Below are 23,161 nucleotides of genomic sequence, written 5' to 3' on the forward strand. Positions count from 1 at the left end.
TGGCGCAACTGCGACCCGCGTAGTCACATGCGTCATGTCCGCTTTGCAGCAACCGCTACCTGCGGCTAGATGACCATTATGGTCGCGCGACAAAATTCGGGAGCACGCCAACAAGCAGAAATCGCATGAGCTTGATCTCTACTATGGAACTTCAGCATAGCGGATGATGCTCTGATTTTGTACGTTGGCGACCAATTCATCAGAACGAGACAAAAATCGGCGGAGCAAAGGTGAGGAATTTGAATCGTTGTATCCTAAGGTGAGATCAATTGTCGGAGGCACACCCTCAAGTGCTCTAGCAACGACATTTGGCGTCAGCATATTTTGCGCATAAAGCGGAATAAGCGTTATTCCACCTGTAGACACGACGAGCGACATTGCTGATGGCAGGCCGTCACCTTCGTACTCTGCCTTGAGGGTGATCCCGATTTCCGACGCGTAATCCTGGATCACGGATTGCAGTACGGGAGAAATTCTGGCCGAACTGACGTAAGTTTCGCGGGCGAGGTCCTGCGGCGGGATCTTTTTACGCGACGTCAGGCGATGGTCCGCCGGCAGTACGGCGATCAGTGGCTCCTTGGCTAAAAACTTGAAGGACACACCAACACTCTGCGTCTCGGGGCGAAGGAAAGCGACATCAAGCTTGCCTCGCATCAGTGCCAGGGCAAGGTCCGGGGAAGACTGACTGGACAGTATGATTTCAACCTCCGGCGCTTCCTCGCGAATAATGCGCAATGCATGGGGTAGCCACACGACCTCTTGTCCTGCGAGAAAACCGATGGTGAACGACTGCTTTTGCGGCCGTTCCGCCCGCCGGGCCCCTTCCGCAGCCGCCTCGACTTGCAATAAGGCCAGCCGCGCGTGATCAAGAAACACTTTACCGGCGGCGGTGAGCGTCACGCCGCGCGGCTGCCGTTCCAGCAGTTTCACACCGATTTCGGTTTCCAGATCGCGAATTTGCCTGCTGAGTGAGGGCTGGGAAGTGTGTAGCCGCCGCTCGGCTGCGGTCAGTAAGCTTCCCTCTTCCGCAACAGCAACAAAATAGCGCAAATGCCTGAGTTCCATCGGGTCCTCGCTATACATTTAAGGCATAGCTCGAACGTACAAGGTATTTGTCCTTGATAAAGAGGGGATTTAGTCAACGTCTCAGTTTTGAGATATGATCGAACACGCCTCGCCGGAGGTATTTCGCAATCAACTGTATCGAAAAACGAATGTTCAACAGAGCAGATGGAGCGACACGATGCCTACAATTACTACGACGGACGGCGTAAACATCTTCTACAAGGACTGGGGCTCAGGCCAGCCGATCGTTTTCAGCCACGGCTGGCCGCTGTCGGCGGACGACTGGGACGCCCAGATGACCTTCTTTCTTGGCCACGGCTACCGGGTGATCGCCCACGATCGGCGCGGCCACGGCCGGTCCGACCAGCCCGGCACCGGCAACGACATGGACCACTGGGTTGCCGACCTCGCGGCCCTGACCGAGCGCCTCAACCTGCGCGACGCGATCCACATCGGCCACTCCACAGGTGGCGGCGAGGTGGCTCGCTATGTCGCCCGCCACCCCGAGCGCGTCGCGAAGGCGGTACTGGTCGCTTCCCTGACGCCGAACATGTACCGGAGTGAGGAAAACCCGTCCGGTCAGCCGCCGGAGTGGTTCGAAGCGATCCGCGCGGGTGTGCTGGGCAACCGGTCGGAATTCTACCGTTTCGTCCCTGAGAATCCGTTCTACGGGTACAACCTCGATGGGGCCAAGCCTTCGGAGGCAATCATTGCGAACTGGTGGCGCCAGGGCATGGGCGGTGGTGCTCTCGCTCACCACGCGACTGTCGCCTCCTGGCTGGAAGATTATACCGAAGACCTCAAGAAGATCACCGTGCCGGTGCTAGTGATGCATGGCGAGGCCGATCAGGTCGTCCCATTCGCAAGTTCCGTGCCGCGTGCGGTCGACCTGCTCAAGAACGGGTCGCTGAAGACCTATCCGGGCTACCCCCATGGCATGCTGACCACGCATGCAGATGTCCTTAACCCCGACCTGCTCTCGTTCATCAGGTCTTGACGACATCGACCGGACCGCGGCCTTCATCCAACGTCATCAGGACGATCTGTCACCCGGCAGTGCCGGGTGACACCTGTTGGGCCGACCTTTGTATTCAGCGTAGTGGGCCGAAGAACGGGAAGACGAACGGAGCGACGGCCCCTACTTTACCGTGATGGCAATTCCGCTGAGATCAGCGTTGACTTGGAGGCCTACCTGCTTGCCTGAGAGTTCGAGTTGGGCGCCCTTCTCATTGGTCATGACGATCATCTGGGCCCCTTTGCCGAGCGCGCCGCGACCGCCCGCCGCACCGTAGACCCCCGTCACATCTCGGGCGCGGCGAATGTGGCGAACGGTACCATGAAAATAAGTCTTAGAAGCCCCGAAGGCGAGGCCGCCCGAGATGCCGCCGATAGAGACGGGATAGCGGTGACCATGGAAGGTCAGCGTACCCTCGCCTCCAGAACCGCCCACAAAAAAGGCAGCCTTGTAGACTGAGAAGCTGATTGTACCGCCGTCGGCGTGCGCGGAGCCGGCAAAGCTGATTCCTGCTGCAGCGATAACAACAGCCGCGACTGAACGAAATCTGGACGAATACTTCATGATGCGTCTCCTCAAAATCGAGGCTTACCCAGCCAGGAGGGCACGTCTGCGTTATGCCAAAATCACAGTCTGAAACAGTCTCGCCCGCCATTAGTTCCAAGCACGCCGCCAGAATCCGGCTGGGAGAAAGCCGCCACGAAACGAGGCTGGTGGTAAACATAGCCTCGGTGGCAGGGCCAGTGGCCACGCTCGGCTGACTCATCTAGAGTACGAAAGCGACCGATGCGCAAAGCTGTAAACATTTCACAACCCGCAGCCTTTGACGGCGGTGCCGAGATGTGCTCGGAGGCTCGTCGCGACGCCAGCGCGGTCACAGCAGATGTCTGCTTCCGGGCAACGTCAAGATCGACTTCCGCGGCGACATGGGGGCGTGATGCCGCCAGACATTCACCCTTAATCCAAATGTTCCGAATGCTCACCTTGATCAGGTGAGCTCGTTGGCGGAGCACACCCAGGGAGAGTGTCTTCTCACCGTATTGAAGACTGTGATAAATGGGCCCATGGGCATCAAGAACTATCTGATCGAAGGCGGGTCGGGGACTGGAAAGACGTCTGTCGCTACCGAACTGGAGCGGCGGGGCTACCATGTCGTCCATGGTGACCGCGTTTTGGCCTATGTCGGCGACCCCGAGACAGGCCAGGCGCTCGCAGGGCCACCCGAAGGGGCAGACCGTATCGCTTGGGGATACGCTCACTGGATCTGGCCTGTCGACAAGGTCCGAGCTATAGCGGCCGACATCACCCATCCTGCCACGTTCTTTTGTGGCGGTTCGCGCAATTTCCACAAATTCTTGGACCTGTTCGATAAGGTGTTCGTGCTCGACATCGACGTTGAGACGTTGAACCGACGGCTGGATGGGCGGCCGAATGAGCCGGGCTTCGAGCCGGCCGAGCGGGTCCTGGTGCTCCGCTACCATCGTAGCCGGGAGCATCTTCCTGCCGGCAATCATATCGACACGGCGAAGACTGTTCCTAATGTCGTCGACGATATCCTCGCTAAACTCACCTGAAGCTCGGCAGTCGCATTTGCAGCTGTCGGCGCGCGCCAGACCATTTTCTGCTGCCGCCACGTGCGCTCGACAGCATGGAAAGTTCGGGAGGCTTGCGCTTCCCGCACGAGCGGGTTATACACTGAACTAGATGGTTCAGTATTTAGGTTCTCCCCTCGATCTCTCGTTTGCGGCGCTGTCCGATGCGACCCGCCGCGGGATTATCGATCAGCTTGGGCGAGGGGACGCGTCGATCTCCAGTCTCGCGGATCAGTTCCGGATGACGCTGACCGGCATGAAGAAGCACGTCCAGGTTCTCGAGCGGGCGGGGCTCGTCGTCACGCAGAAAGTCGGACGGGTGAGAACCTGCAAGCTCGGGAAACGCGGCCTCCTGGCGGAGGCCGAGTGGATCGAGGCGCATCGCAAGCTCTTTGAGGCCCGCTTCGAAGCGCTGGACGAGATCATCAGCGAAATGAAACAGGAGAGAAGCGATGACTGAGCAAGTCAACAGTGCAAGTGGTGCGCAGAACCGCACGTCAGTCGAGCGCAGAGGGGATCGCGAACTCTTGGTAACGCGGATATTCAATGCGCCGCCGAGCACGGTTTACAGGGCATGGAGCCAGCCCGAGCTGTTCCAGCGCTGGTGGGTGCCAAAATCGGTATCCGGCATTTCGCTCGTATCATGCGAGATGGACGTCCGTACCGGCGGCAAATATCGGCTGGAATTCGGTGCCGGCGGTTCGGACACCATGGCCTTCTATGGCAAGTATCTCGAGGTGGTGCCGAACGAGCGCATCGTCTGGACCAACGACGAGGGCGAAGAGGGCGCGGTCACGACTGTGACCTTCGAGGACCAAGGCGGGAGCACGCTCCTGATTTTCCACGAAGTCTATCCGTCCAAGCAAGCGCTTGAGGAAGCACTACAGGGCTCGGCGGCTGCATTGCCGGAGCAGTTGGATCAGCTCGACGAATTGCTTTCCAGCCTAGGCGAATAGCGCGGGTCGGGAAATTCGCATCGAGGGAATGTCTGCTCTCGGGAGGCGACTCCGGCCTTTTGACTTGATGTCGATGAGAAGATCAACGTCACGACAGCGCGAAGATCCTGACCTCCCGCCCAATGCCTTGAAGCTCCGCCATCCGGGAGGCGGAGCTGATGCCGCTGTCGTGCAGGATCTCTGAAACCTTGATATCGCCGACGATCGCCTCCGTCGTCATGATCACATTGGGGTCGGCAAGGCCCTGGACGCGGGAGGCGATGTTGACGGTCTGTCCGAAATAGTCCTGCCGGTCGTTGAGGTTGACTGCGAGGCATGGTCCCTCATGGATGCCGATCTTCAGCAGGAGATCGTCGCTGCCGTGTTCGGCATTCAGCCGAAGCATCGCCTCGCGCATTCTGAGTGCTGCCGCCACCGCGCGGTCCGGGCTCGGAAAGGTCGCCATCACGGCATCGCCGATGGTCTTCACCACTGCTCCGGCCTCCGTGGCGACGATCTCGTGCAGGACCCTGAAATGTGCCCGCACCAGATCGAAAGCGGCAAGATCCCCGACACGCTCATAGAGCGCGGTCGAGCCGCGCAAGTCGGTGAAGAGGAAAGTCAGGCTGGTGATCTTGAGACGCTGGTCGACATCGAGCGTGTCGGTCCGGTAGATGTCCCGGAAACTCTGATTGGTCAGCAGACGTTTGGCTGTGAGAAACGGCCGCCTGCGGCCCAGCAGGTCGTGCAGGTCGTCGCCTGCGATGCAGACATTCGGCACCACTCTGCGATCGGTGTGGTTTTCGAGGGTGAGCCGCAGCAGTCCGGGACGCAGGGTCAGCGTTTCGCTCAGCGCATGCGCCCGGCTGATGACCATCGACAGGTTTTGCCGCTCGTCGGTGGGCTCCCCCTTGACGTCGATGAACTGTGCCGAGTGCGTGACCGCATCGAAGATGATGACGAATTGCGCCGGCAGTTTTAGAGAGACGAAAGCCTTCTCGCCCGGCGCCAGCTCGATCATCTCCAACAGGATGCGTTCGAACCGCGCCTCCAGGTCCTCCGGCAGGTCGACGCCGGAGCTGAAGAAGATCTGGCGGTAATATTCGAGCGGCGGCAGCAGATCGGGGTCGTGGGCGCCGATCCTGCGCACGCGCGGGCTGACCGTGAACGTCACCTCGACCATCTCGTCGAGGGTCGGCTCGTATCCGGCCGCGCAGAGGGCGCAATGGTAGGTGTCCTGGACGACCCCTTTCAGGGTTGCGCCGCTGTCGAGGACGCCGCCGCATCCCGGGCAGAGCACATTCCAGGTCATCTCGAACGCGCCGATGCGGGCTGCGTGCAGAAGCGCCGCGATCGTTTTCTCTTCATCGAGATGATGTTTTTCGGCGAAGGCCAGCGCATTGATGCGATTGAGGTCGCGATCCAAGCCATGCTTGACGACGTTTTCGATGCACGCGACCGTCTGCGGGTCAGCCGCCTGCCGCAGGGTGGCAAAAAGCACGTCCATTTCACTCATGAGACAAGTCTCCGTGTGCAGAACCCACGGCGGACGACGCCTGGGCTGGGATCATAACACGGGATTTTCCCAATAGAAATCTACAGGCCAGGACGTTGCGTGCTTCCCAAGCGAAAGCGGTAGTTCAACCGCCCTTGTAAATCCGCTTCAGCGCCGCCAGCAGCCCATCCATTTCGTCTGATGAAAACCGGTCGATGAAACGCTGTTCATGCGTGTCGATCAGCTTACGCGCCCGCGCGAGCATCGCGCGCCCGGCCTTCGTCAGATGCAGTTCCTGGCGCCGGCGGTCGGCCGCGGAAGGGCGGCGCTCGATGAAATCGCGGGCTGCCAGCCGGTTGACGAGGGCCATCATCGTTGCGCGGTCGGTGCCGAGCGTATTGGCAAGATCGATCTGCGATGCGCCCGGATTGCCAGCGACAAGTTCCATCACCGCAAGCTGCTTCTGCGTCAGCCCGAGCTCCTCCATGGTGTCGGCGAAGTCGCGATAGATCGCCACATGCGCCATGCGCAGGTGAAATCCGAGGAGATCGCCGAGCCGGCCGACGTCGAGCGGCGGCGCTGCCGAAGCCTCCTCGGCCTCGATTTCGTCCTGCGGTGGTTTTGCGGCCATCATTCGTCTCGCTTCGTTCAGGCGCCATAACCATCAAAATCAGCGGGTTAGTCAATATCCCCGTTGGGAAATTTCCCGTGCTCCCTCGAGCACCAGGATTTGTCGAAAACAGCCTCTTGCATCTCACCGGAAAAAGATATTAGTATGTGTTGCATACAAAATTGCCTACCGCGGAGAAGCGGCGGGCATGGGAGGAGAAAATGGCGCATTCCTTTTCCGGGATGGCTTCGTCGGCGGATTGCGGACTGGTGACGGATGATCCGATCCTTTACCGCGCCCGCGTCGCGGGGGATCGTCAGGCTCTGTTCGAGATCGCCACCGGCCGGCAACTGACCTATGCCGAACTCGATGCACGCATCGCCCGCTGCGCCGGTTTCCTCGGCGCTGTGCTCGGAGCGGGACGAGACGGGACGCGTGTCGCCATGCTGGCGCGCAATTCGATGGATTCGATCGTGCTTGCCTTTGCCTGCCAGCGCGCCGGCGCCATCTACGTGCCGCTCAACTGGCGTCTCAATGCCGCCGAGCTTCGGCCGATCCTGGCCGATTGCACGCCGGCGCTTCTGGTCTGTGACGAGGAGTTTTCGGCGGCCGTGGCGAGCCTTGCAGAGAACGATCCCGAGATGGCGGTGATCTCGACTATCGATGGCCCGGGCGGGCTTGCCGCCCGGATCGAGGCGAGCCTCCCAGTGGAGCCCATGCCCGCCGATGCCGATCGGCCTTGCGTGCTGCTCTATACGTCGGGCACGACGGGACAGCCGAAGGGCGTCGTCATCACCCGCCGCAACGCCTTTTTCGCCGCCGTCAATTTTTCCTTCGTCGGCGAGATCGGCCCGGGATCGGTCGCTCTCTGCGACCTGCCGTTCTTTCATACGATCGGGCTGATCGCGGTGGCGCGCACCACATTGATGCTGGGCGGCACGCTTGTCGTCTCCGACCGCTTCACCCCGGCCCGCACGCTTGCGGCCCTTGCCGAACCGCAGCGTGCCATCACCCATTATTTCGCCGTGCCGCAGATCGCGCTCGCCTTGCGTAGCGATCCCGCCTATAGCGCCGCGGCTCTTTCCGGCCTGCACGCGCTCTTTGTCGGCGGCGCGCCGCTGACGCAGGCGCTGATCGAAAGCTATCTCGGCGACGGCGTGGCGCTGGTCAACGGCTACGGCATGAGCGAGGCGGGAACGGTGCTGCATGTGCCGATCGACCGGCGCGCCGTGCAGGACAATCCCGGCAGCGTCGGTCTGCCGGCGCCCCTGCTCGACATCCGCATCGTCGATGAGGCCGGCCGCGACGTCGGGCAAGGTGAGATCGGCGAACTCTGGCTGCGCGGGCCGGCGGTGACGCCGGGCTACTGGAACAAGCCGCTGGAAAGCGCTGCCGCCTTCACCGACGGCTGGTATCGCACCGGCGATCTCGGCCGGCGCGAAGCCAACGGCTTTTATCGCATCGTCGACCGGCTGAAGGACATGTATATCAGCGGCGGCGAAAATGTTTACCCCGCCGAGGTCGAAGCCGCCCTCGCAGGCCATCCCGATATTCTCGACGTTGCGGTCGTCGGCATTCCCGACGTCAGGTGGGGCGAATGCGGCATCGCCTATGTCGTGCTGCGGTCGGGTGCCGCGGCAACGGGCGAGGCGATTGCCGGCCACTGCGCCGCAAGGCTTGCCGCCTTCAAGCGCCCGGCGCGTATCCTCTTCGTCGAGACCATTCCCCGCACCGCCTCCGGCAAGGTGCAGAAACATGTTCTGCGCCAGCTGCATTCCGACGAAACCCTTCAACGACAGGCCTGATGAAGCGGCCCCGGCATTCAATGCCGAAACCAATGGAGTAGACCCATGACTGATATGAAATCGCCGGTTCTGGTCGAATTCGATAACGGCATCGCTTTCGTGACCCTCAACCGTCCCGAAAAGCGCAATGCGATGAACCCGGCCTTGAATGCGCGGATGCTGGAGGTGCTCGACGAGCTCGAGGGCGACGAGCGCTGCGGCGTCCTCGTGCTGCGCGGCGCTGGCGAGTCCTGGTCGGCCGGCATGGATCTGAAGGAATATTTCCGCGACAATGATGACAAGCCGCGCGATGTGACGCTGAAGGCGCGGCGCCAATCCGGCGGCTGGTGGGGCCGGCTGATGTATTTCGAAAAGCCGACGATCGCCATGGTCAACGGCTGGTGCTTCGGCGGCGCCTTCACGCCGCTGGTTTGCTGCGATCTCGCCATCGCCGCCGAGGAGGCGAATTTCGGCCTGTCCGAAATCAATTGGGGCATCCTGCCGGGCGGCAACGTCACCCGCGCGGTCGCCGAAGTGATGCGCCATCGCGACGCGCTCTACTACATCATGACCGGCGAATTGTTCGGCGGGCGCAAGGCTGCCGAAATGGGCCTCGTCAACGAAGCCGTGCCGCTCGCCGAGCTTGAAACCCGGGTCCGCAAGATCTGCGCCAGCCTGCTCGAAAAGAACCCGGTGACGCTGAAGGCCGCCAAGGACACCTATAAGCGCGTGCGCAATCTGCCCTGGGATCTCGCCGACGATTACATCTACGCCAAGCTGGAGCAGATGCTGTTTCTCGACAAGACCAAGGGGCGCGACGAGGGGCTGAAGCAGTTCCTCGACGACAAGACCTATCAGCCGGGGCTCGGCGCCTACAAACGCGGGCGCTGAGGTCAGACCCGGCATGGCCGGGCTTTCGCAGGCCGATCATCGGGAGGAGGATAGAATGAAGATACATGCCGCCGTCGCGCGTGCGCCGCATATGCCGTTTTCGCTGGAAAGCCTCGATCTGGAGGAGCCGCGCGAGGGGGAGATCCTGGTTCGTGTGGTGGCGACCGGGGTTTGCCACACCGATATCGTCATGCGTGACCAGCACCTGCCGGTGCCGCAGCCGGTCGTGCTCGGCCATGAAGGTGCCGGGATCGTCGAGCGTGTCGGGCCGGGCGTTGCCAAAGTGGTGCCCGGCGATCATGTGGTCATGACCTTCAACTCCTGCGGTCATTGCCCGAGCTGCAACGAGCACGAAGAGACCTATTGCCACGAATTCTTCCCGCGCAATTTCTTCGGTTCGCGCGCCGATGGTTCGAGCGGGCTCTCCTATAGAGGGGAGCGGGTGAACGGCAACATATTCGGGCAATCCTCTTTCGCCAGCCACGCGCTCTGCCATGAGCGCAATATCGTGAAGGTGCCCGCAGATGCCGATCTGGCGCTGCTCGGGCCGCTGGCCTGCGGCATCCAGACCGGCGCCGGCGCGGTCATGAATGCGCTGAAGGTCGAACCCGGAAAAGTGCTCGCGGTTTTCGGCATGGGGTCGGTCGGTCTTGCCGCCGTGATGGCGGCGCGGATCGTCGGCGCTTCCAGGATCATCGCCGTCGATGTCAACGAGGCGCGGCTGGCGCTTGCCGCCGAACTCGGCGCGACCGATATCGTCAACGGCAAGGCGAACGATGCCGTTGCCACGATCATGGCGCTGACCGGCGCCGGCGTCGATTATGCGATCGATGCTTCCGGCGTGCCTGCCGTCATCGATCAATGCGTGCGGGTGCTGGCGCCGCGGGGCACCTGCGGCATCGTCGGCGCCTCGCCGCACGGCGCGACGCTGACGCTCGACCTCACCCATATTCTCTCCGGCGGACGCCGGGTGCGCGGGATCGTCGAGGGCGATTCCAATCCCGACGTGCTGATCCCGCTGCTGATCGACCTCCACCGGCAGGGCCGCTTCCCCTTCGACAGGCTCGTCACCTTCTATGATTTTGCCGACATCAACCGGGCGGTGGAGGATGCGGAAAAGGGCATCGTGCTGAAACCGGTCGTGCGCCAGCCGGCCGTCTGACATCGTTCAAGGGAGGAATCAATGAACACCGTCACCCCAATCGCCACCGATACCAGCCCCGATGCGATGAAGGCGCTGCTTGCCCGGCAAAGGGCGTCCTTCCTGAAGGACGGGCCGCCTGATATCGAGATCCGTACCGATCGTATCGACCGCGTCATCGCCCTTCTCGTCGACCACAAGCATGCGATCGCCGCCGCACTGTCGGAGGATTTCGGCAGCCGCAGTGTCGAGGCAAGCCTGCTTCTCGATGTTTTCACCTGCGTCGGTTCGCTGAAATATGCCAAGGCCCATCTGGCCGAATGGCTGAAACCCGAGCGGCACGAGGCGCTGTTCCCGGATGCGGTCGCCGAGGTGGTCTATCAGCCGAAGGGCGTTGTGGGCATCCTCAGCCCCTGGAATTTCCCCTATCAGCTCGCGCTCGCGCCGCTTGCCGGTATTCTGGCCGCCGGCAACCGCGCCATGATCAAGCCGTCGGAGGTGACGCCTGCTTCGTCAGCACTGATGACGGAACTGATCGCCCGCGCCTTCGACGACACGGAAATCGCCGTCGTCCAGGGTGGACCGGCCACCGGCACGGCTTTCACATCACTCGCCTTCGATCATCTGATCTTCACCGGTGGCACGGCGATCGCCCATCAGGTCATGCGCGCGGCGGCGGAAAACTTGACACCGCTCACACTCGAGCTCGGCGGCAAATCGCCCGTCGTCATCGGCCGCTCGGCCGATCTGGCGGATGCCGCGCGCCGCGTCATGACCGTCAAGACGCTGAATGCCGGTCAGATCTGCCTGGCGCCCGACCATGTCTATGTGCCGGAGGAAAGTGTCGAGGCCTTTGCCAAGCACGCGGTGGCGGCGGTCGGGGCGATGTATCCGACCCTGAAGGAAAATCCTGATTACACTTCGATCGTCAATGGTCGTCATCATGAACGCGTCCAGGGCCTGATCGACGATGCGAGGGCCAAAGGCGCCCGTATCGTCGAGATCAATCCGGCGGCGGAGAATTTCTCGCAGCAATCGGCCCACCGCATCCCCCCGACCCTCATTTTGGACACGGCCGAGGATATGCGGGTGCTGCAGGAGGAAATCTTCGGGCCGGTGCTGCCGGTCATCGCCTATCGCGATATCGCCGACGTCGTCGACCGCATCAATGCAAAGGCGCGTCCGCTCGCTCTCTATTATTTCAGCCAGGATGGTGACGAGGAGCGCCGGGTTGTCGACAATACAACCTCCGGCGGGGTGACGGTCAACGACTGCATGAGCCACGTCACGGCCGAGGGCCTGCCCTTCGGCGGCGTCGGCCATTCCGGCATGGGCGCCTATCACGGCAAGTTCGGCTTCCTCACCTTCTCGCATCCACGCGCCGTCTATCACCAGAGCAGGATGGTGGAAGCGGAATATATGATGCGGCCGCCCTTCGGCGAGGCGATGCGCGGCTTCCTGGCCGCGGCGATTTGCAAGTAAAGGAAGTCATGCCCGGCGGACCACGCCGGGCTCCTTGTTCGACCGCGGGGCGCCGGCGAATTTCGGCTGGCTGGCAGCGGAATGCGCTGCAACTATCGGCATCTCAGCGGCTTTTAATCGCGCGATAATAGTCCCATTGCGCAGTCTTATCCGAATAACGCATTATTGCGCCATCCCAAGACATGTCCAGACGAAGAGGGGGCGGTTGTTAAGCATGCCTTATAACAGGCGTGTCAGGCTGGCCTGGTCGATATTCCATGCCGCCCCATGAGATCGGTTTAACCAAGCTCAAACCAGTTTCGCCTATGATGAGTTCGTTACATGTCTTGGAAGGTGGATCCAGCGCGGTGAATGGCAATTGGACGCAATTCGGTGGCAACCTTTCTTTCGTGTGCCTGGCCATTTCGCTGTGGGCGCTTTTTTCGATTCAGTTTCAGCACCATTCCTTCCGGCAGGAAAAAATCGCCTTCGGAATCATAGCCGGCGGCGCCTCCATCGGCTCCATATTGCTGGCCATTGAATTCCATCCCGGCATCTATATCGACATGCGTTTTTCGCCGCTTGCATTGGCCGGCATGTTCGGTGGGCCGATCGCGGCCGCCTTTGCCGCATTGCTGGCGATCGCCTTTCGTTTTTTCGTCGGCGGCGCGGCGATGGTCGACGGGATCATCACCATGGCCGTCGCCACCGGCATCGGTCTGGCCGGTCATGTCTGGACCCGCAAGAGATCGCCGGGGCTCATGGACGTTGCGCTGCTAAGCCTCGCCCTCGGCGTTGCATTGGTCCTGTCGATGGCGATGCTTCCCACCTTGGTGAATGCCCATGTGCTCGCCGGCGTCGGGTTTCCCCTGACCGCATTGAATTGCCTGGCGACCGTTCTGGGCGGGCTCGTCCTCCTGAAAACACAGCAATGGGAGCTGGAACGAAGCATATTGGTGACCGCGTTTTCGCAGTCGCCCGACTATCTCTATGTAAAGGACCGAAACAGCCGGTTCATCACCGTCAATGAAAACATGACCCGTCTCTTCCGTTTCAGGACGACGGCGGAGATGACCGGATTGTCGGATTTCAATCTGATGTCGCGGCCGCTCGCCGAGGAATTATATTATCTCGAGCAGCAGGTCATAGACACCGGGGTGCCGCTGATCGATTCCACCGAATATATCGAAGGCAGATTCCTGCTCGCCTCCAAGGTTCCGCTGCGGGACAAGCAGGGGCGGGTGATCGGCCTTGCCGGTGTAACGCGCGATGTTACGGAGCGTACTGCCCTGGAGCGAGAGTTGCGCGAAAGCAAGAACCTGCTCTCGCATGCGATGGCCGGCATGTCCGATGGCATCGCCATGTATGACAGCAACGGCTTTATCCTCTTTTGCAACGATCAGTATCGCCATGCGTTCCCGCTCTCCGGCGATGCCCGCGTGGTCGGCGCCCATATCAGCGACATCCTGCGCCGCGTCGTCGAAACCGGCGAGCGGCCCGGTATCCCCGAAGGGGATATTGAAGGTTGGATCAAGGCCGCCGCGGCTTCCCTGCACAGCAACAAGGACGAAGAGGTTCAGCTCCATAACGGCGACTGGCGCAGCATCCGGACAAGGCTTGCGGAGGACGGCACGGCAATGGCCGTCGTCTCCGACATCACGGCGACGAAGCAGGCCGAAATCGCGCTCAGATTGTCGGCGGAGCAGCTGAAAAACCTTGCCGAGACCGATGGCCTCACCGGCATGGTCAACCGCCGCGCTTTCGACGAAGCTTTCACCCGCGAGACCGCGGGCAGCGCCCGGAAAAACACGCCGTTCAGCCTGCTGATGGTCGATATCGACCGCTTCAAGGCCTATAACGATACCTATGGTCATCCCGCCGGAGACCAATGCCTGCGGGTCGTCAGCAAATGTCTGCGCCAATCCGTCAGCCGACCGGCGGATATCGTCGCGCGCTACGGCGGCGAGGAATTCGTGGTGTTCCTCCCCGACACCAGCGCCAAAGGGGCGATGATCGTCGCCGAGCAATTCGCCCGGCGCCTGGCCCAGGAGAATATCGCGCATTCCGGTAGCGAATTTGCCCGAGTGACGGCGAGCATCGGCGTATCCTGTGCCACCGGCGCCGTCCTGCGGACCAACCCGAACCGCCTCCTGACCGAGGCCGACGCGGCGCTCTACGACGCCAAGACACAGGGCCGCAATCGCATTCTGGCCCATTCGCCAAACGGGGACCGGCCCACCATCAAGGAAGCCGGTTAAATCGAGATCCTTCTTTGATAGGTTTTTTCTATCAAACCATCGCGCCTGTGGCCTTGATGTTTTCCGCGCTTCGACAATAAGGGCGCATGGACACAAAATTCATTGGCAAGAAATCGGCGGCGGCCGGCGGTTGGGGTGCTTTGAAGAGCTGCGGCAAGCAATTGCTGCAAAGCGGCATGCCCATCTCGGGCGCGCGCACCATGCTGAAGGCGAACCAGCCGGATGGCTTCGATTGCCCCGGCTGCGCCTGGGGCGATCCGGAACACGGATCGTCGTTCGAGTTCTGCGAGAACGGCGTGAAGGCGGTCGCCTGGGAGGCGACGGAGAAGCGGGCAACGCCCGCGTTCTTCGCGGAGAAGACGGTGTCTGAGCTTCGCCGGCTGACGGACTATGAACTCGAACTCAACGGCCGCCTGACACATCCGATGCGCTACGACGCGGCGAGCGATCGCTATCTGCCGGTTGCGTGGGAGGATGCCTTTGCCGAGATCGGCAGCATCCTGACGCGCCTCGATACCCCCAACCGGGCGGAATTCTACACCTCGGGCCGGGCCAGCAACGAAGCCGCTTTTCTCTACCAACTGTTCGTGCGCGTCTACGGCACCAATAATTTTCCCGACTGCTCAAACATGTGCCATGAAGCAAGCGGCATCGCCATGCGCCAGGCCATCGGCGTCGGCAAGGGCACCGTGCTTCTGGAGGATTTCGAAGAGGCCGACGCGATCTTCGTGATCGGGCAAAACCCGGGCACCAACCATCCGAGAATGCTCGGCGACCTGCGCCGGGCGGCGATCCGCGGCGCGCGCGTCGTCGTCTTCAATCCGATCCGCGAGCGCGGACTGGAGCGCTTCTCCGATCCGCAGGACAAGATGGAAATGCTGCGCGGCGGTTCGACCGATATCGCCAGCCTTTATCTGCAGCCGCAGCTCGGCGGCGACATGGCCGCGGTGCGGGGCATGGCCAAGGCCGTGCTGGCTGCAGAAGACAGAGCGGTCGCCGCCGGTCTGCCCGCCGTTCTCGACCATGCATTTCTCACCGAACATTGCGCGGATTTTCAAGCGTATCGGGCGGCGGTCGAGGCCACAGGCTGGGCTGAGATCGAGGACCAGTCGGGACTGAGCCGGCAGGAGATCGAACGGGCGGCCGATGTCTACATCACCGCCGAACGTGTCATCTGCACCTGGGCGATGGGCGTCACCCAGCATCTGCATTCGGTCGCGACGATCCGCGAGATCGCCAACTTCATGTTCCTGCGCGGCAATATCGGCAAACCAGGCGCCGGCCTCTGCCCGGTGCGCGGCCATTCCAACGTGCAGGGCGACCGCACCGTCGGCATCAACGAAAAGCCGGAGGACGATTTCCTCGATGCACTGGAAAAACACTTCCGCTTCGCCGTTCCTCGCGAACATGGCCACAATGTTCTGGCCGCGATCGGCGCGATGCTCGACGGCTCGGCCGAGGCCTTTATCGGGCTCGGCGGCAATTTCGCCCGCGCCACGCCCGACAGCGCCCTTGTGGAAATGGCGCTTCGGCAGCTGAAACTGACGGTGCACATCGCAACCAAACCCAACCATTCGCATCTCATGCCGGGCGAAGCGGCCTTTATCCTGCCCTGCCTCGGGCGCACCGAGATGGATCTGAACGAAGCCGGCAATTCCCAGCTCGTCAGCGTTGAGGATTCGATGAGCATGGTGCATGGCTCCGCGGGCATCAATCGTCCGGCCTCGCCGCATATTCTCTCGGAAGTCGCCATCATTGCCGGCATTGCGGAAGCGACGGTCGGTTCGACGGTGGTCGATTGGGCGGAGCTCGCCGATGACTACGATCTCATCCGCGATCATATCGAGGCGACCATTCCGGACTTCGAAAACTATAATGCGCGCCTGCGCAAACCGCGAGGCTTCCATCTGCGCAATGCGGCAAGGCATCGGGAATGGCAAACGCCAACGGGCAAGGCCTCATTCTCGTCCGAGGCGCTTCCCGACGAGACGGTGCATCAACGCGCAAGAAAGGGCGAGGGAGGTCGCTTCGCCCTGCAGACATTCCGGTCGCACGATCAATACAATACGACAGTCTATGGTCTCGACGACCGATATCGCGGTGTCTACGGAGAGCGGCAGGTCATTTTCATTCATCCCGACGATCTGAAGGCGATGAATGCCGAGGCCGGCGAGCGCATCGACGTGGTCGGCGAGCATGATGACGGCATCGAGCGCGTCGCTGAGGATTTCCGTCTGGTGCCCTATGACATTCCGAGGGGCAGCATCGCCGGTTATTATCCGGAGCTGAACGTGCTGGTGCCGCTCGCCAGCGCTGGCAAGGAAAGCGATACGCCCACCTCGAAATCGATCATGGTGTCCTTCCGCGGGCGAAACGCCGCGTGAGCGAAGAGCCGTCCGAAGTCGATCGGTTTCTCGCCCTCGTCGCTGCGGCGCGGGAGGGGGACATCAGCCTGACAGCCATACAGGCAGGTCTCCTCGTTGCCGCCAAACTCGACATTGCGCGTGACAGCCGCTCTTTTGCGCGCAAGCTCGGGATCGCACATTCCCTCGTGCTGCGGGAACTTAACGCGCTGGCGGAGCGCCAAGGCATGCTTGAAATCGTCAAGCGGGATCAGAAGACGATGAGACTGCACTACATATTGCCGCCGTCTTCTTCGCGGTAACCGCTGCTATATACGGCAGACGCGCTTCCTGGTGTCGGAAGGATATTCCCCATAGGTCGATTTGTAGACCGCTGAAAACCTTCCGAAATGAAAGAAGCCCCATTTGAGACAGATGCCTTTCATGGTCGCCTTGCTCTCGGGATCGAGAAGGTCCTGCCGCGCCGAGCGCAAGCGAAGCGTCAGCAGATAGGCGGCGGGGGAGGTGCCCCTGAAGGCCCGGAAGCCGGTTTCGAGTGCACGGCTGGAGACGCCGGCGGCTTCGGCCACCTTCGGCATGGTGATCGGCTGATCGATATTAGCCTGCATGAAATCGATCGCCTTGCGGACATGCCGGGGAGCGATGAGGGCGGGCCCCTTGTCGAGGAAATGCGACAGCCGGTTCGGCACCATGCGCACGACAAGATCGGCCAGTGCCTGGGTCATGTGCGCCATGGCGATCGGCGACTGCAGCAAGGGGCCGTCGTCGCGCATGCCGATGGCGATCGTCTCCGTCAGGTTGCCGATCGTTCGGCCGACCGGCGTCGACAGATCCAGTTCCGGCAGCAGATCGAGCGAGCCGCTGAACGGTATTTCGAACGTCTGGCCGATCGTCTGGAGGATCACCGACCAGTTGATCAGCAATTCGTCGATGACATTCGACTGGCCGTGCATGATGACGCTGTCTGGTTCGAAATTATTATAGAGAAGCAATTTTCCTCGCCCCGCCTCGGCGACGCGGGATCCATAGGTCACCCCCATGCCGCCGCTTCGCGGCACGACAACCGACAGATATTCCGCCGTATCGACGGTCGGCTCGATGTTGAACTGAAACTCCGCTTCGTGATAGCCGGTAAGCAGGACGGCGCTGTCACTGGCGGAAAAATCCAGCCCCCAATGGAACTCCTGGGCGCGGCCGACAGGCTCGGCATCGAATGCGCCGAAGGCGCCCCCGAGCGTTTCGACCATGTTGTCGAAGGATGAACCGCGAAACCGGAACGAAAATGGCGAAGGGCTAGTTTCGGACATGCTGTTCCCCCTGTTCCGTGTGGCGGCGTTGACCTGCTCTCAACTGCTCGCTCCCGTGGCGATGCGCGGTCCGGGCTGACGGTTTGATGTGCGTACCTCTTTCGGCCCTGCCGATAGCCATGATCATCGTCCCCCGCTTCTCAGTGCTGACGGGCGGGTTTGATGGGCGAGCCCTGGCTATATCCTAGCCGATCGAGGCCTGGAGTGCAGCAGGCAGCCGCGGAGCAGGTCGATCTCCGCGTGGTATCGACAGCAGGATCAGCGCTTTGCGCAAGCCGACACAGGCCGAATTCGGGCGTGGCAGGCGTCAAAAAAACCGACCCATTGAATGCATTGTCGACAGTCTCCATCCGACCGGTTTTCGCAGCCTGAGGGCAGGAACTGGCAGAACTCGGAACAATAGGCAAGCGTTCGCGCCACCGGTTATCGGTGATAAAACGATTACGCAGAGGGGCAATTTTATGGGGTGTATCCGTGATGCCACGAAGGGCTCAACGCGGCGATCTTGCCGAGATACGCATCATCATCATCTGACGCTATGGAGAATATCACGGTCCGGGATCAGAGCAGTCGCCTGCCGAAGGTTCATAGTGGACCGCTTATAGCCTTCGGCAGGCAGACAGGCATGCAGGCATACGCACGGGATGGGGTGCGTATGTACGGTCCCTTCCATCCTTTTGGGGGTGATGGATGAACGGGCTTGGCTTGAGGACCGCAAACCATCATGGCCTTGGTCGAGAATCATCTTATTGCTCCGTGGCCATCGAGCAATTGCCGGCCCCCGATAAAGTCGGCCGAGGAGGTTTTCGCGACGCAGTCTGGACTGGGTTTGCGCAAAATGTATAGGAAGGCGCTGGCTGGAGGCATGGTCGCGCCGCAGCTTGCGCAAAGTGGATAGAGACTTGAATGTCTCGTTTGGCAGGCAGAAAAAGCTTGCTTAACGCAGCGGGAGTGCTCCGGCGTCACTGCTCGACCCGCCCACCCTCATAGAAGGCATAGGGCGCCCGGCGCCGGCCGCGCAGTCTCCGATCTCTATGACATCGATACGCTACGAGCGCAATTCCCCGGTCAGCCGATATTGTGATCGGGCAGGCCACAAGACGCCATTTGACATCAAGTATCTTCACCGCTCGGCGCGGCCGGCTTCCCAGTTCCCGAGATGGCGACGTGTTCGATGTCCAGCGAAATGGAAGACGGCCGCATTAGAACAGAATGATTTTAGGCCCGGTCGGCCTAAAATATGAATTCTGTTCTAAATCAAAAGGTTAGAGCATGATGTCGGGAGAAAACCGCTTACACTTTTCGACATCATGCTCTAGGAGCTTCAGAGGGCGACCGACAGGGCGCTGTCGCGCTGGGGGGCTGTCTCCTGCGAGTTCACCATCGCACTTGCGAGCTGGCGGAAGGTGACGAGCCCCAAGGTTTCCCCGGCAGGCGAGACCACCCTGGCATCGCCCTCAGGCGCCGATGACAGCATTCGGACGGCCTCTTCGACGGTCGTTCCTGCGGCAATCGCCAGTCCGACCGGCGCCGCACCGGCGTGCAGCGGCGTCATGACGGCTTCGACATGGATGACCCGGCCGCGATTGACCTCCTTGACGAAGTTGGCGATGTACTCGTCGGCCGGGCGCAGGACGATGTCCTGGCTGGTGCCCTGCTGGATGACTTCGCCGTCGCGCAGGATGGCGATCTGGTCGCCGAGCCGCAGCGCTTCGTCGAGATCGTGGGTGATGAAGACGATGGTTTTCTTGATCTCCTTCTGGATGTCGAGAAGCACCGTCTGCATGTCCGTGCGGATCAAGGGATCGAGCGCCGAATAGGCTTCGTCCATGAGAAGGACCGGGGCATCGTTGGAGAGAGCTCTGGCCAGGCCGACACGCTGCTGCATGCCGCCGGAAAGCTGGTTGGGATAACGCTGCTCGAAGCCTTTGAGCCCGACCCGCTCCAGCCAGCGCATGGCGACGTCGACGGCTTTCGACCGCTCCATGCCCTGCACTTCGAGGCCGAAGATGGTGTTGTCGAGCACGTTGCGGTGCGGCAGCAGCGCGAACTTCTGAAACACCATCGCCGTCTGGTGCCGGCGAAACGCCCGCAACTCTGCCTCGTTCATCTTCACGACATCGACGCCGTCGACCAGCACTTCGCCGGCGGTCGGATCGATCAGCCGGTTGATGTGGCGGATCAGCGTCGATTTGCCCGAACCCGACAGGCCCATGACGACCTGGATGCGGCCGGAGGGGATCTCGACATTGATATCCCGGAGACCGAGCACGTGACCGTGCTTTTCGTTGAGCTCGGTCTTCGACAGTCCCTTCTGAACCGCCTCGACATGGGCGGCGGGATTGGGGCCGAAGATCTTGTAGAGGTGGCGGATCTTGATGCCGCCGAAACGCTGCTCAGCCATGGACGGTCTCCCGATGCTTCTGGAGCCTTTTGCCATAAGCCTGGCTGACTCGGTCGAAGATGATGGCGATGCCGACGATGGCAAGACCATTGAAGATACCCAGCGTGAAATACTGGTTGGCGATAGCTTTGAGCACCGGCTGGCCGAGGCCCTGGACGCCGATCATCGAGGCGATGACCACCATGGCCAGCGCCATCATGATCGTCTGGTTGATGCCGGCCATGATGGTCGGCAGCGCCAGCGGCAGTTGCACCTTGAACAGCTTCTGCGATCGCGAGGTGCCGAAGGCGTCGGCTGCTTCAAGCACGTCCTTATCGACGAGCCGGATGCCGAGATCGGTCAGGCGGATCATCGGCGGGATGGCGTAGATGACGACGGCGATCAGGCCGGGTACCTTGCCGATGCCGAGCAGCATGACGACGGGGATGAGGTAGACGAAGCTCGGCATCGTCTGCATGACGTCGAGGATCGGGTTGATGACGCGCTGCAGCCGATCGGAGCGGGCCATCAGGATACCCATCGGAATGCCGATGGCGATGGACAGAATCGTGCAGACGAAGATCATCGAGACCGTCCGCATCGTATCGTCCCACATGTCGAAATAGCCGATCAGCATCAGCGTCACCAGACAGCCGAAGACGATCTTCAGGCTGCGGCTGGCAAACCAGGCGATGGCAAGGACGATCAGGGTGATGATCGGCCATGGCGTCTGGGTCATGAAACGCTCGGCGGCGATGAGGAAATGCTGCAGCGGCACGAACAGTGTTTCGATGCCGTCGCCGTAGGCGCGGGTGAACCCGCGAAAGCCGTCATCGATCGCCTTCTTCAGATTGCGAAGCGCGTCGTCGTCCATATGTGGAAACTTATAAAACCATTCCATTCGGTTCCCCTTTTCTTCAAAGAGCCGCGGCAGTCTTTTTGTTTTTATCGGCGAGCGAGAAGCGGTGCGCTTTTGGCGCACCGCGATAGTCAGTATTAAAGGGCAGCTTCGATCTTCGTGGCTGCCTCAGGCGAAACCCACTTGGACCAGATGTCCTTGTTTTCTTTCAGGAAGTGCTTGGCGCCGTCTTCGCCGGTCGCCTGGTTGTCGGTCATCCACGACATCAGCTTGTTGACCGTGTCGTTGCTCCAGGAGCGCTTCGCCAGGTAGTCCATGACCTCAGGCCCGACCTTTTCCGAGAAAGGCTTGGCAACCAGGGTGACGACGTGATCGACCGGCCACGAAGCGGGCTTGGGATCGGGGCAGTCGGCAACGGTGATGCAGCGCTTCCATTCGGCTGAATCCTCCGGCACGCCGGCTTCGAGCTTGACCATCTGATACTTGCCGAGCAGCGCGGTCGGCGCCCAGTAATATCCGGCCCAGCCTTCCTTGCGTTCGTAGGCCTTGGCGATCGAACCGTCGAGGCCGGCGGCGGAACCGGTGTCGACGAGGGTGAAGCCCGCCTTCTCGGCTTCAAAGGCCTTGTAGAGCTGCGAGGTGACGACCGTACCGCCCCAGCCCTGCGGGCCGTTGACGATGGCGCCCTTCTTCGGATCTTCGGGATCGGGGAAGAGTTCCGGATGCTTCAGCACGTCGCCGATCGTTTTGATATCGGGATGGGCGTCGGCGAGATATTTCGGAATCCACCAGCCCTGCACGCCGCCGTCCGGCAGCGGCGAGCCGACCTGGACGATGCGGCCTTCTTCCGTGCCCTTCTTGACGACGTCGGGCAGAAGATCGATCCAGGCTTCGGGCGCGATATCCGGCTGGCCCTTTTCGGCCATGGAGGTGATCGTCGGGACGGTGTCGCCGACGGTGATGTCAGCGCTGCAGCCGTAGCCTTCGTTCAGGATGAACTTGTCCAGGTTGGAGAGAACTTCGGCGCTCTGCCAGTTCATGCTGGCGATGGTCACGCTGCCGCATTCGGCAGCGCTGGCGAATGACGCGCCGCCGATCAGGCCGAACGTCAAACACGTCGTTGCAAGTAATTTTTTCATTTCTCGTTCCCTCTGTTTAGCGGCTTGTCTTGCCGAGCGGGGTGCCGCAGTACCCGCCCCAACGGTCGTCAGGAAACCTTTCCCATACTCACCGATTTCTGAAATGCTGCCGATAATCCCTTGGCGACCGAAGCGTCGAACCCCGCCGCCCGCATGCTGTCGATGGCCGCCGCCGTCGTGCCGCGATAGTCGAGAAAGGTTTGAACGACCTCCTCAGGGCTCTCGTCACGGCGCTCCAAAAGCCGGCCGGCGCCCGATATCACCGTATTGACGGCGCGGCGCGCAATCGCGGCCGGCAGGCCGCGGGCGATGGCGTCACGCATCATGGCGGCCGCAAGCAGCGCAGGGAAGGCCGGTCCGGACCCGGAAAGGCCGGTGAGGTAATCGATGTCGCTTTCGCTTGCGACCTCGTCCTGCGATCCGCATGCCTCGAAAATGGCGCGGACGACGGCGCGGTCGCCTTCCGGAATGTCGCCCGCAGCAATCCAGGGCGTATAGGACCTGGCCACTTCGGCGCCGGCATTCGGCAGGGCGCGGACGACACGGCCGGTCTTGTGGCGTTGTGAAAGGGCGGCAAGACTGATGCCCGCCATGACCGAAATGACGAGCTTGCCGCCAGCATCGACATCAAGGGTGCGCCAGTCATCGGGCCGGACGGAGAGAAGGATCACGTCCGAGCGGTCGGCAAGCACCTGATTGTCGGAGGTCCAGAAGGAGTTCGCGAAGCGATCCGGCTGCAGGCTGCGATAGGAGAGCGAGAGATTCCGAGGCTCGACCAGGCCGGCATCGACAATCGAGCCGGCGATTGCTCCGCCCAGCCAGCCGCCGCCGCCAATGATACCGATCCTCAAGGAAACGCTCAT

The 23,161-nt window shown here is 61.5% G+C and carries 20 protein-coding genes; 11 read left to right on the forward strand and 9 right to left on the reverse strand.

The window, feature by feature from the left end:
* Positions 1–141: 141 nt before the first annotated feature.
* Positions 142–1,065, reverse strand: coding sequence for a LysR family transcriptional regulator (locus BBJ66_RS31315; RefSeq protein ID WP_071093107.1), 924 nt, complete (start codon positions 1,063–1,065; stop codon positions 142–144).
* 178 nt (positions 1,066–1,243) lie between these two features.
* On the opposite strand from BBJ66_RS31315, the gene BBJ66_RS31320 reads away from it, so the two are divergent.
* Positions 1,244–2,062 (forward strand): alpha/beta fold hydrolase, encoded by an 819-nt coding sequence (locus tag BBJ66_RS31320; protein WP_071093060.1) that lies wholly within the window; start codon positions 1,244–1,246, stop codon positions 2,060–2,062.
* Between the two features lie 141 nt (positions 2,063–2,203).
* Here BBJ66_RS31320 and BBJ66_RS31325 read toward each other — a convergent pair whose 3' ends face one another.
* Positions 2,204–2,644, reverse strand: a complete 441-nt coding sequence (locus BBJ66_RS31325) for a hypothetical protein (RefSeq protein WP_071093062.1) — start codon at positions 2,642–2,644, stop codon at positions 2,204–2,206.
* Between the two features lie 500 nt (positions 2,645–3,144).
* On the opposite strand from BBJ66_RS31325, the gene BBJ66_RS31330 reads away from it, so the two are divergent.
* From BBJ66_RS31330 to BBJ66_RS31340, 3 genes are all read left to right on the forward strand, one after another.
* Entirely contained in the window at positions 3,145–3,654 is a 510-nt protein-coding gene (locus BBJ66_RS31330; protein ID WP_071093064.1) for a nucleoside kinase, read from the forward strand.
* 130 nt (positions 3,655–3,784) lie between these two features.
* Entirely contained in the window at positions 3,785–4,132 is a 348-nt protein-coding gene (locus BBJ66_RS31335) for an ArsR/SmtB family transcription factor (RefSeq protein WP_071093065.1), read from the forward strand.
* Positions 4,125–4,628, forward strand: a complete 504-nt coding sequence (locus BBJ66_RS31340; RefSeq protein WP_049730881.1) for an SRPBCC family protein — start codon at positions 4,125–4,127, stop codon at positions 4,626–4,628. Before BBJ66_RS31335 ends, BBJ66_RS31340 begins: the two co-directional genes overlap by 8 nt.
* A gap of 88 nt (positions 4,629–4,716) precedes the next feature.
* Here BBJ66_RS31340 and BBJ66_RS31345 read toward each other — a convergent pair whose 3' ends face one another.
* Together BBJ66_RS31345 and BBJ66_RS31350 are read right to left on the reverse strand one after the other, a co-directional pair.
* The gene (locus BBJ66_RS31345) at positions 4,717–6,123 is read right to left on the reverse strand and encodes an adenylate/guanylate cyclase domain-containing protein (protein WP_071093067.1); all 1,407 of its coding nucleotides are present in this window, start codon (positions 6,121–6,123) and stop codon (positions 4,717–4,719) included.
* Positions 6,124–6,247: 124 nt separating this feature from the next.
* The gene (locus tag BBJ66_RS31350; protein ID WP_071093110.1) at positions 6,248–6,733 is read right to left on the reverse strand and encodes a MarR family winged helix-turn-helix transcriptional regulator; all 486 of its coding nucleotides are present in this window, start codon (positions 6,731–6,733) and stop codon (positions 6,248–6,250) included.
* Positions 6,734–6,933: 200 nt separating this feature from the next.
* Here BBJ66_RS31350 and BBJ66_RS31355 point away from each other — a divergent pair, with 200 nt between their 5' ends.
* The 7 genes from BBJ66_RS31355 to BBJ66_RS31385 all read left to right on the forward strand — a co-directional run bounded on the left by BBJ66_RS31355 (position 6,934) and on the right by BBJ66_RS31385 (position 16,912).
* Positions 6,934–8,517, forward strand: coding sequence for an AMP-binding protein (locus BBJ66_RS31355; protein ID WP_071093069.1), 1,584 nt, complete (start codon positions 6,934–6,936; stop codon positions 8,515–8,517).
* A gap of 45 nt (positions 8,518–8,562) precedes the next feature.
* Complete coding sequence (locus BBJ66_RS31360; protein ID WP_049730877.1) at positions 8,563–9,387, forward strand: p-hydroxycinnamoyl CoA hydratase/lyase; 825 nt, start codon at positions 8,563–8,565, stop codon at positions 9,385–9,387.
* Between the two features lie 55 nt (positions 9,388–9,442).
* Positions 9,443–10,549: an NAD(P)-dependent alcohol dehydrogenase gene (locus BBJ66_RS31365; protein WP_071093112.1), complete on the forward strand. Its 1,107-nt coding sequence runs from the start codon at positions 9,443–9,445 to the stop codon at positions 10,547–10,549.
* 21 nt (positions 10,550–10,570) lie between these two features.
* A complete protein-coding gene (locus tag BBJ66_RS31370; protein ID WP_071093071.1) occupies positions 10,571–12,010 on the forward strand; it encodes a coniferyl aldehyde dehydrogenase in 1,440 nt (479 codons plus the stop codon).
* 305 nt (positions 12,011–12,315) lie between these two features.
* Positions 12,316–14,247, forward strand: coding sequence for a diguanylate cyclase (locus BBJ66_RS31375; protein ID WP_071093073.1), 1,932 nt, complete (start codon positions 12,316–12,318; stop codon positions 14,245–14,247).
* An 86-nt stretch (positions 14,248–14,333) separates the two neighbouring features.
* Complete coding sequence (locus BBJ66_RS31380; protein ID WP_049730873.1) at positions 14,334–16,631, forward strand: FdhF/YdeP family oxidoreductase; 2,298 nt, start codon at positions 14,334–14,336, stop codon at positions 16,629–16,631.
* On the forward strand, positions 16,628–16,912 hold the full coding sequence (locus BBJ66_RS31385) for a hypothetical protein (RefSeq protein ID WP_071093075.1): 285 nt from the start codon (positions 16,628–16,630) through the stop codon (positions 16,910–16,912). The genes BBJ66_RS31380 and BBJ66_RS31385 overlap by 4 nt, the downstream gene beginning before the upstream one ends.
* 6 nt (positions 16,913–16,918) lie before the next feature.
* On the opposite strand, the gene BBJ66_RS31390 is transcribed toward BBJ66_RS31385, so the two are convergent.
* The 5 genes from BBJ66_RS31390 to BBJ66_RS31410 all read right to left on the reverse strand — a co-directional run bounded on the left by BBJ66_RS31390 (position 16,919) and on the right by BBJ66_RS31410 (position 23,161).
* On the reverse strand, positions 16,919–17,917 hold the full coding sequence (locus BBJ66_RS31390) for an AraC family transcriptional regulator (protein ID WP_049730871.1): 999 nt from the start codon (positions 17,915–17,917) through the stop codon (positions 16,919–16,921).
* 1,324 nt (positions 17,918–19,241) lie between these two features.
* The gene (locus tag BBJ66_RS31395) at positions 19,242–20,321 is read right to left on the reverse strand and encodes a quaternary amine ABC transporter ATP-binding protein (RefSeq protein WP_049730870.1); all 1,080 of its coding nucleotides are present in this window, start codon (positions 20,319–20,321) and stop codon (positions 19,242–19,244) included.
* Positions 20,314–21,201, reverse strand: a complete 888-nt coding sequence (locus tag BBJ66_RS31400) for an ABC transporter permease (protein WP_003592380.1) — start codon at positions 21,199–21,201, stop codon at positions 20,314–20,316. Before BBJ66_RS31400 ends, BBJ66_RS31395 begins: the two co-directional genes overlap by 8 nt.
* Positions 21,202–21,296: 95 nt before the next feature.
* A complete protein-coding gene (locus BBJ66_RS31405) occupies positions 21,297–22,298 on the reverse strand; it encodes an ABC transporter substrate-binding protein (RefSeq protein WP_049730869.1) in 1,002 nt (333 codons plus the stop codon).
* A gap of 68 nt (positions 22,299–22,366) precedes the next feature.
* Positions 22,367–23,161 carry a pyrroline-5-carboxylate reductase family protein gene (locus BBJ66_RS31410; RefSeq protein WP_049730868.1) on the reverse strand — a complete coding sequence of 265 codons (795 nt, stop codon included), beginning with the start codon at positions 23,159–23,161 and terminating at the stop codon, positions 22,367–22,369.

Source organism: Rhizobium sp. RSm-3 (assembly GCF_001854685.1).
In the GTDB taxonomy this organism is placed as follows: domain Bacteria; phylum Pseudomonadota; class Alphaproteobacteria; order Rhizobiales; family Rhizobiaceae; genus Rhizobium; species Rhizobium ecuadorense.

Bases quoted from the DNA above. Each gene is read 5' to 3' on its own strand.
- BBJ66_RS31315 (WP_071093107.1), bottom strand. From the start codon at position 1,065: ATGGAACTCAGGCATTTGCGCTATTTTGTTGCTGTTGCGGAAGAGGGA.
- BBJ66_RS31320 (WP_071093060.1), top strand. From the start codon at position 1,244: ATGCCTACAATTACTACGACGGACGGCGTAAACATCTTCTACAAGGAC.
- BBJ66_RS31325 (WP_071093062.1), bottom strand. From the start codon at position 2,644: ATGAAGTATTCGTCCAGATTTCGTTCAGTCGCGGCTGTTGTTATCGCT.
- BBJ66_RS31330 (WP_071093064.1), top strand. From the start codon at position 3,145: ATGGGCATCAAGAACTATCTGATCGAAGGCGGGTCGGGGACTGGAAAG.
- BBJ66_RS31335 (WP_071093065.1), top strand. From the start codon at position 3,785: ATGGTTCAGTATTTAGGTTCTCCCCTCGATCTCTCGTTTGCGGCGCTG.
- BBJ66_RS31340 (WP_049730881.1), top strand. From the start codon at position 4,125: ATGACTGAGCAAGTCAACAGTGCAAGTGGTGCGCAGAACCGCACGTCA.
- BBJ66_RS31345 (WP_071093067.1), bottom strand. From the start codon at position 6,123: ATGAGTGAAATGGACGTGCTTTTTGCCACCCTGCGGCAGGCGGCTGAC.
- BBJ66_RS31350 (WP_071093110.1), bottom strand. From the start codon at position 6,733: ATGGCCGCAAAACCACCGCAGGACGAAATCGAGGCCGAGGAGGCTTCG.
- BBJ66_RS31355 (WP_071093069.1), top strand. From the start codon at position 6,934: ATGGCGCATTCCTTTTCCGGGATGGCTTCGTCGGCGGATTGCGGACTG.
- BBJ66_RS31360 (WP_049730877.1), top strand. From the start codon at position 8,563: ATGACTGATATGAAATCGCCGGTTCTGGTCGAATTCGATAACGGCATC.
- BBJ66_RS31365 (WP_071093112.1), top strand. From the start codon at position 9,443: ATGAAGATACATGCCGCCGTCGCGCGTGCGCCGCATATGCCGTTTTCG.
- BBJ66_RS31370 (WP_071093071.1), top strand. From the start codon at position 10,571: ATGAACACCGTCACCCCAATCGCCACCGATACCAGCCCCGATGCGATG.
- BBJ66_RS31375 (WP_071093073.1), top strand. From the start codon at position 12,316: ATGATGAGTTCGTTACATGTCTTGGAAGGTGGATCCAGCGCGGTGAAT.
- BBJ66_RS31380 (WP_049730873.1), top strand. From the start codon at position 14,334: ATGGACACAAAATTCATTGGCAAGAAATCGGCGGCGGCCGGCGGTTGG.
- BBJ66_RS31390 (WP_049730871.1), bottom strand. From the start codon at position 17,917: ATGTCCGAAACTAGCCCTTCGCCATTTTCGTTCCGGTTTCGCGGTTCA.
- BBJ66_RS31395 (WP_049730870.1), bottom strand. From the start codon at position 20,321: ATGGCTGAGCAGCGTTTCGGCGGCATCAAGATCCGCCACCTCTACAAG.
- BBJ66_RS31400 (WP_003592380.1), bottom strand. From the start codon at position 21,201: ATGGAATGGTTTTATAAGTTTCCACATATGGACGACGACGCGCTTCGC.
- BBJ66_RS31405 (WP_049730869.1), bottom strand. From the start codon at position 22,298: ATGAAAAAATTACTTGCAACGACGTGTTTGACGTTCGGCCTGATCGGC.
- BBJ66_RS31410 (WP_049730868.1), bottom strand. From the start codon at position 23,161: ATGAGCGTTTCCTTGAGGATCGGTATCATTGGCGGCGGCGGCTGGCTG.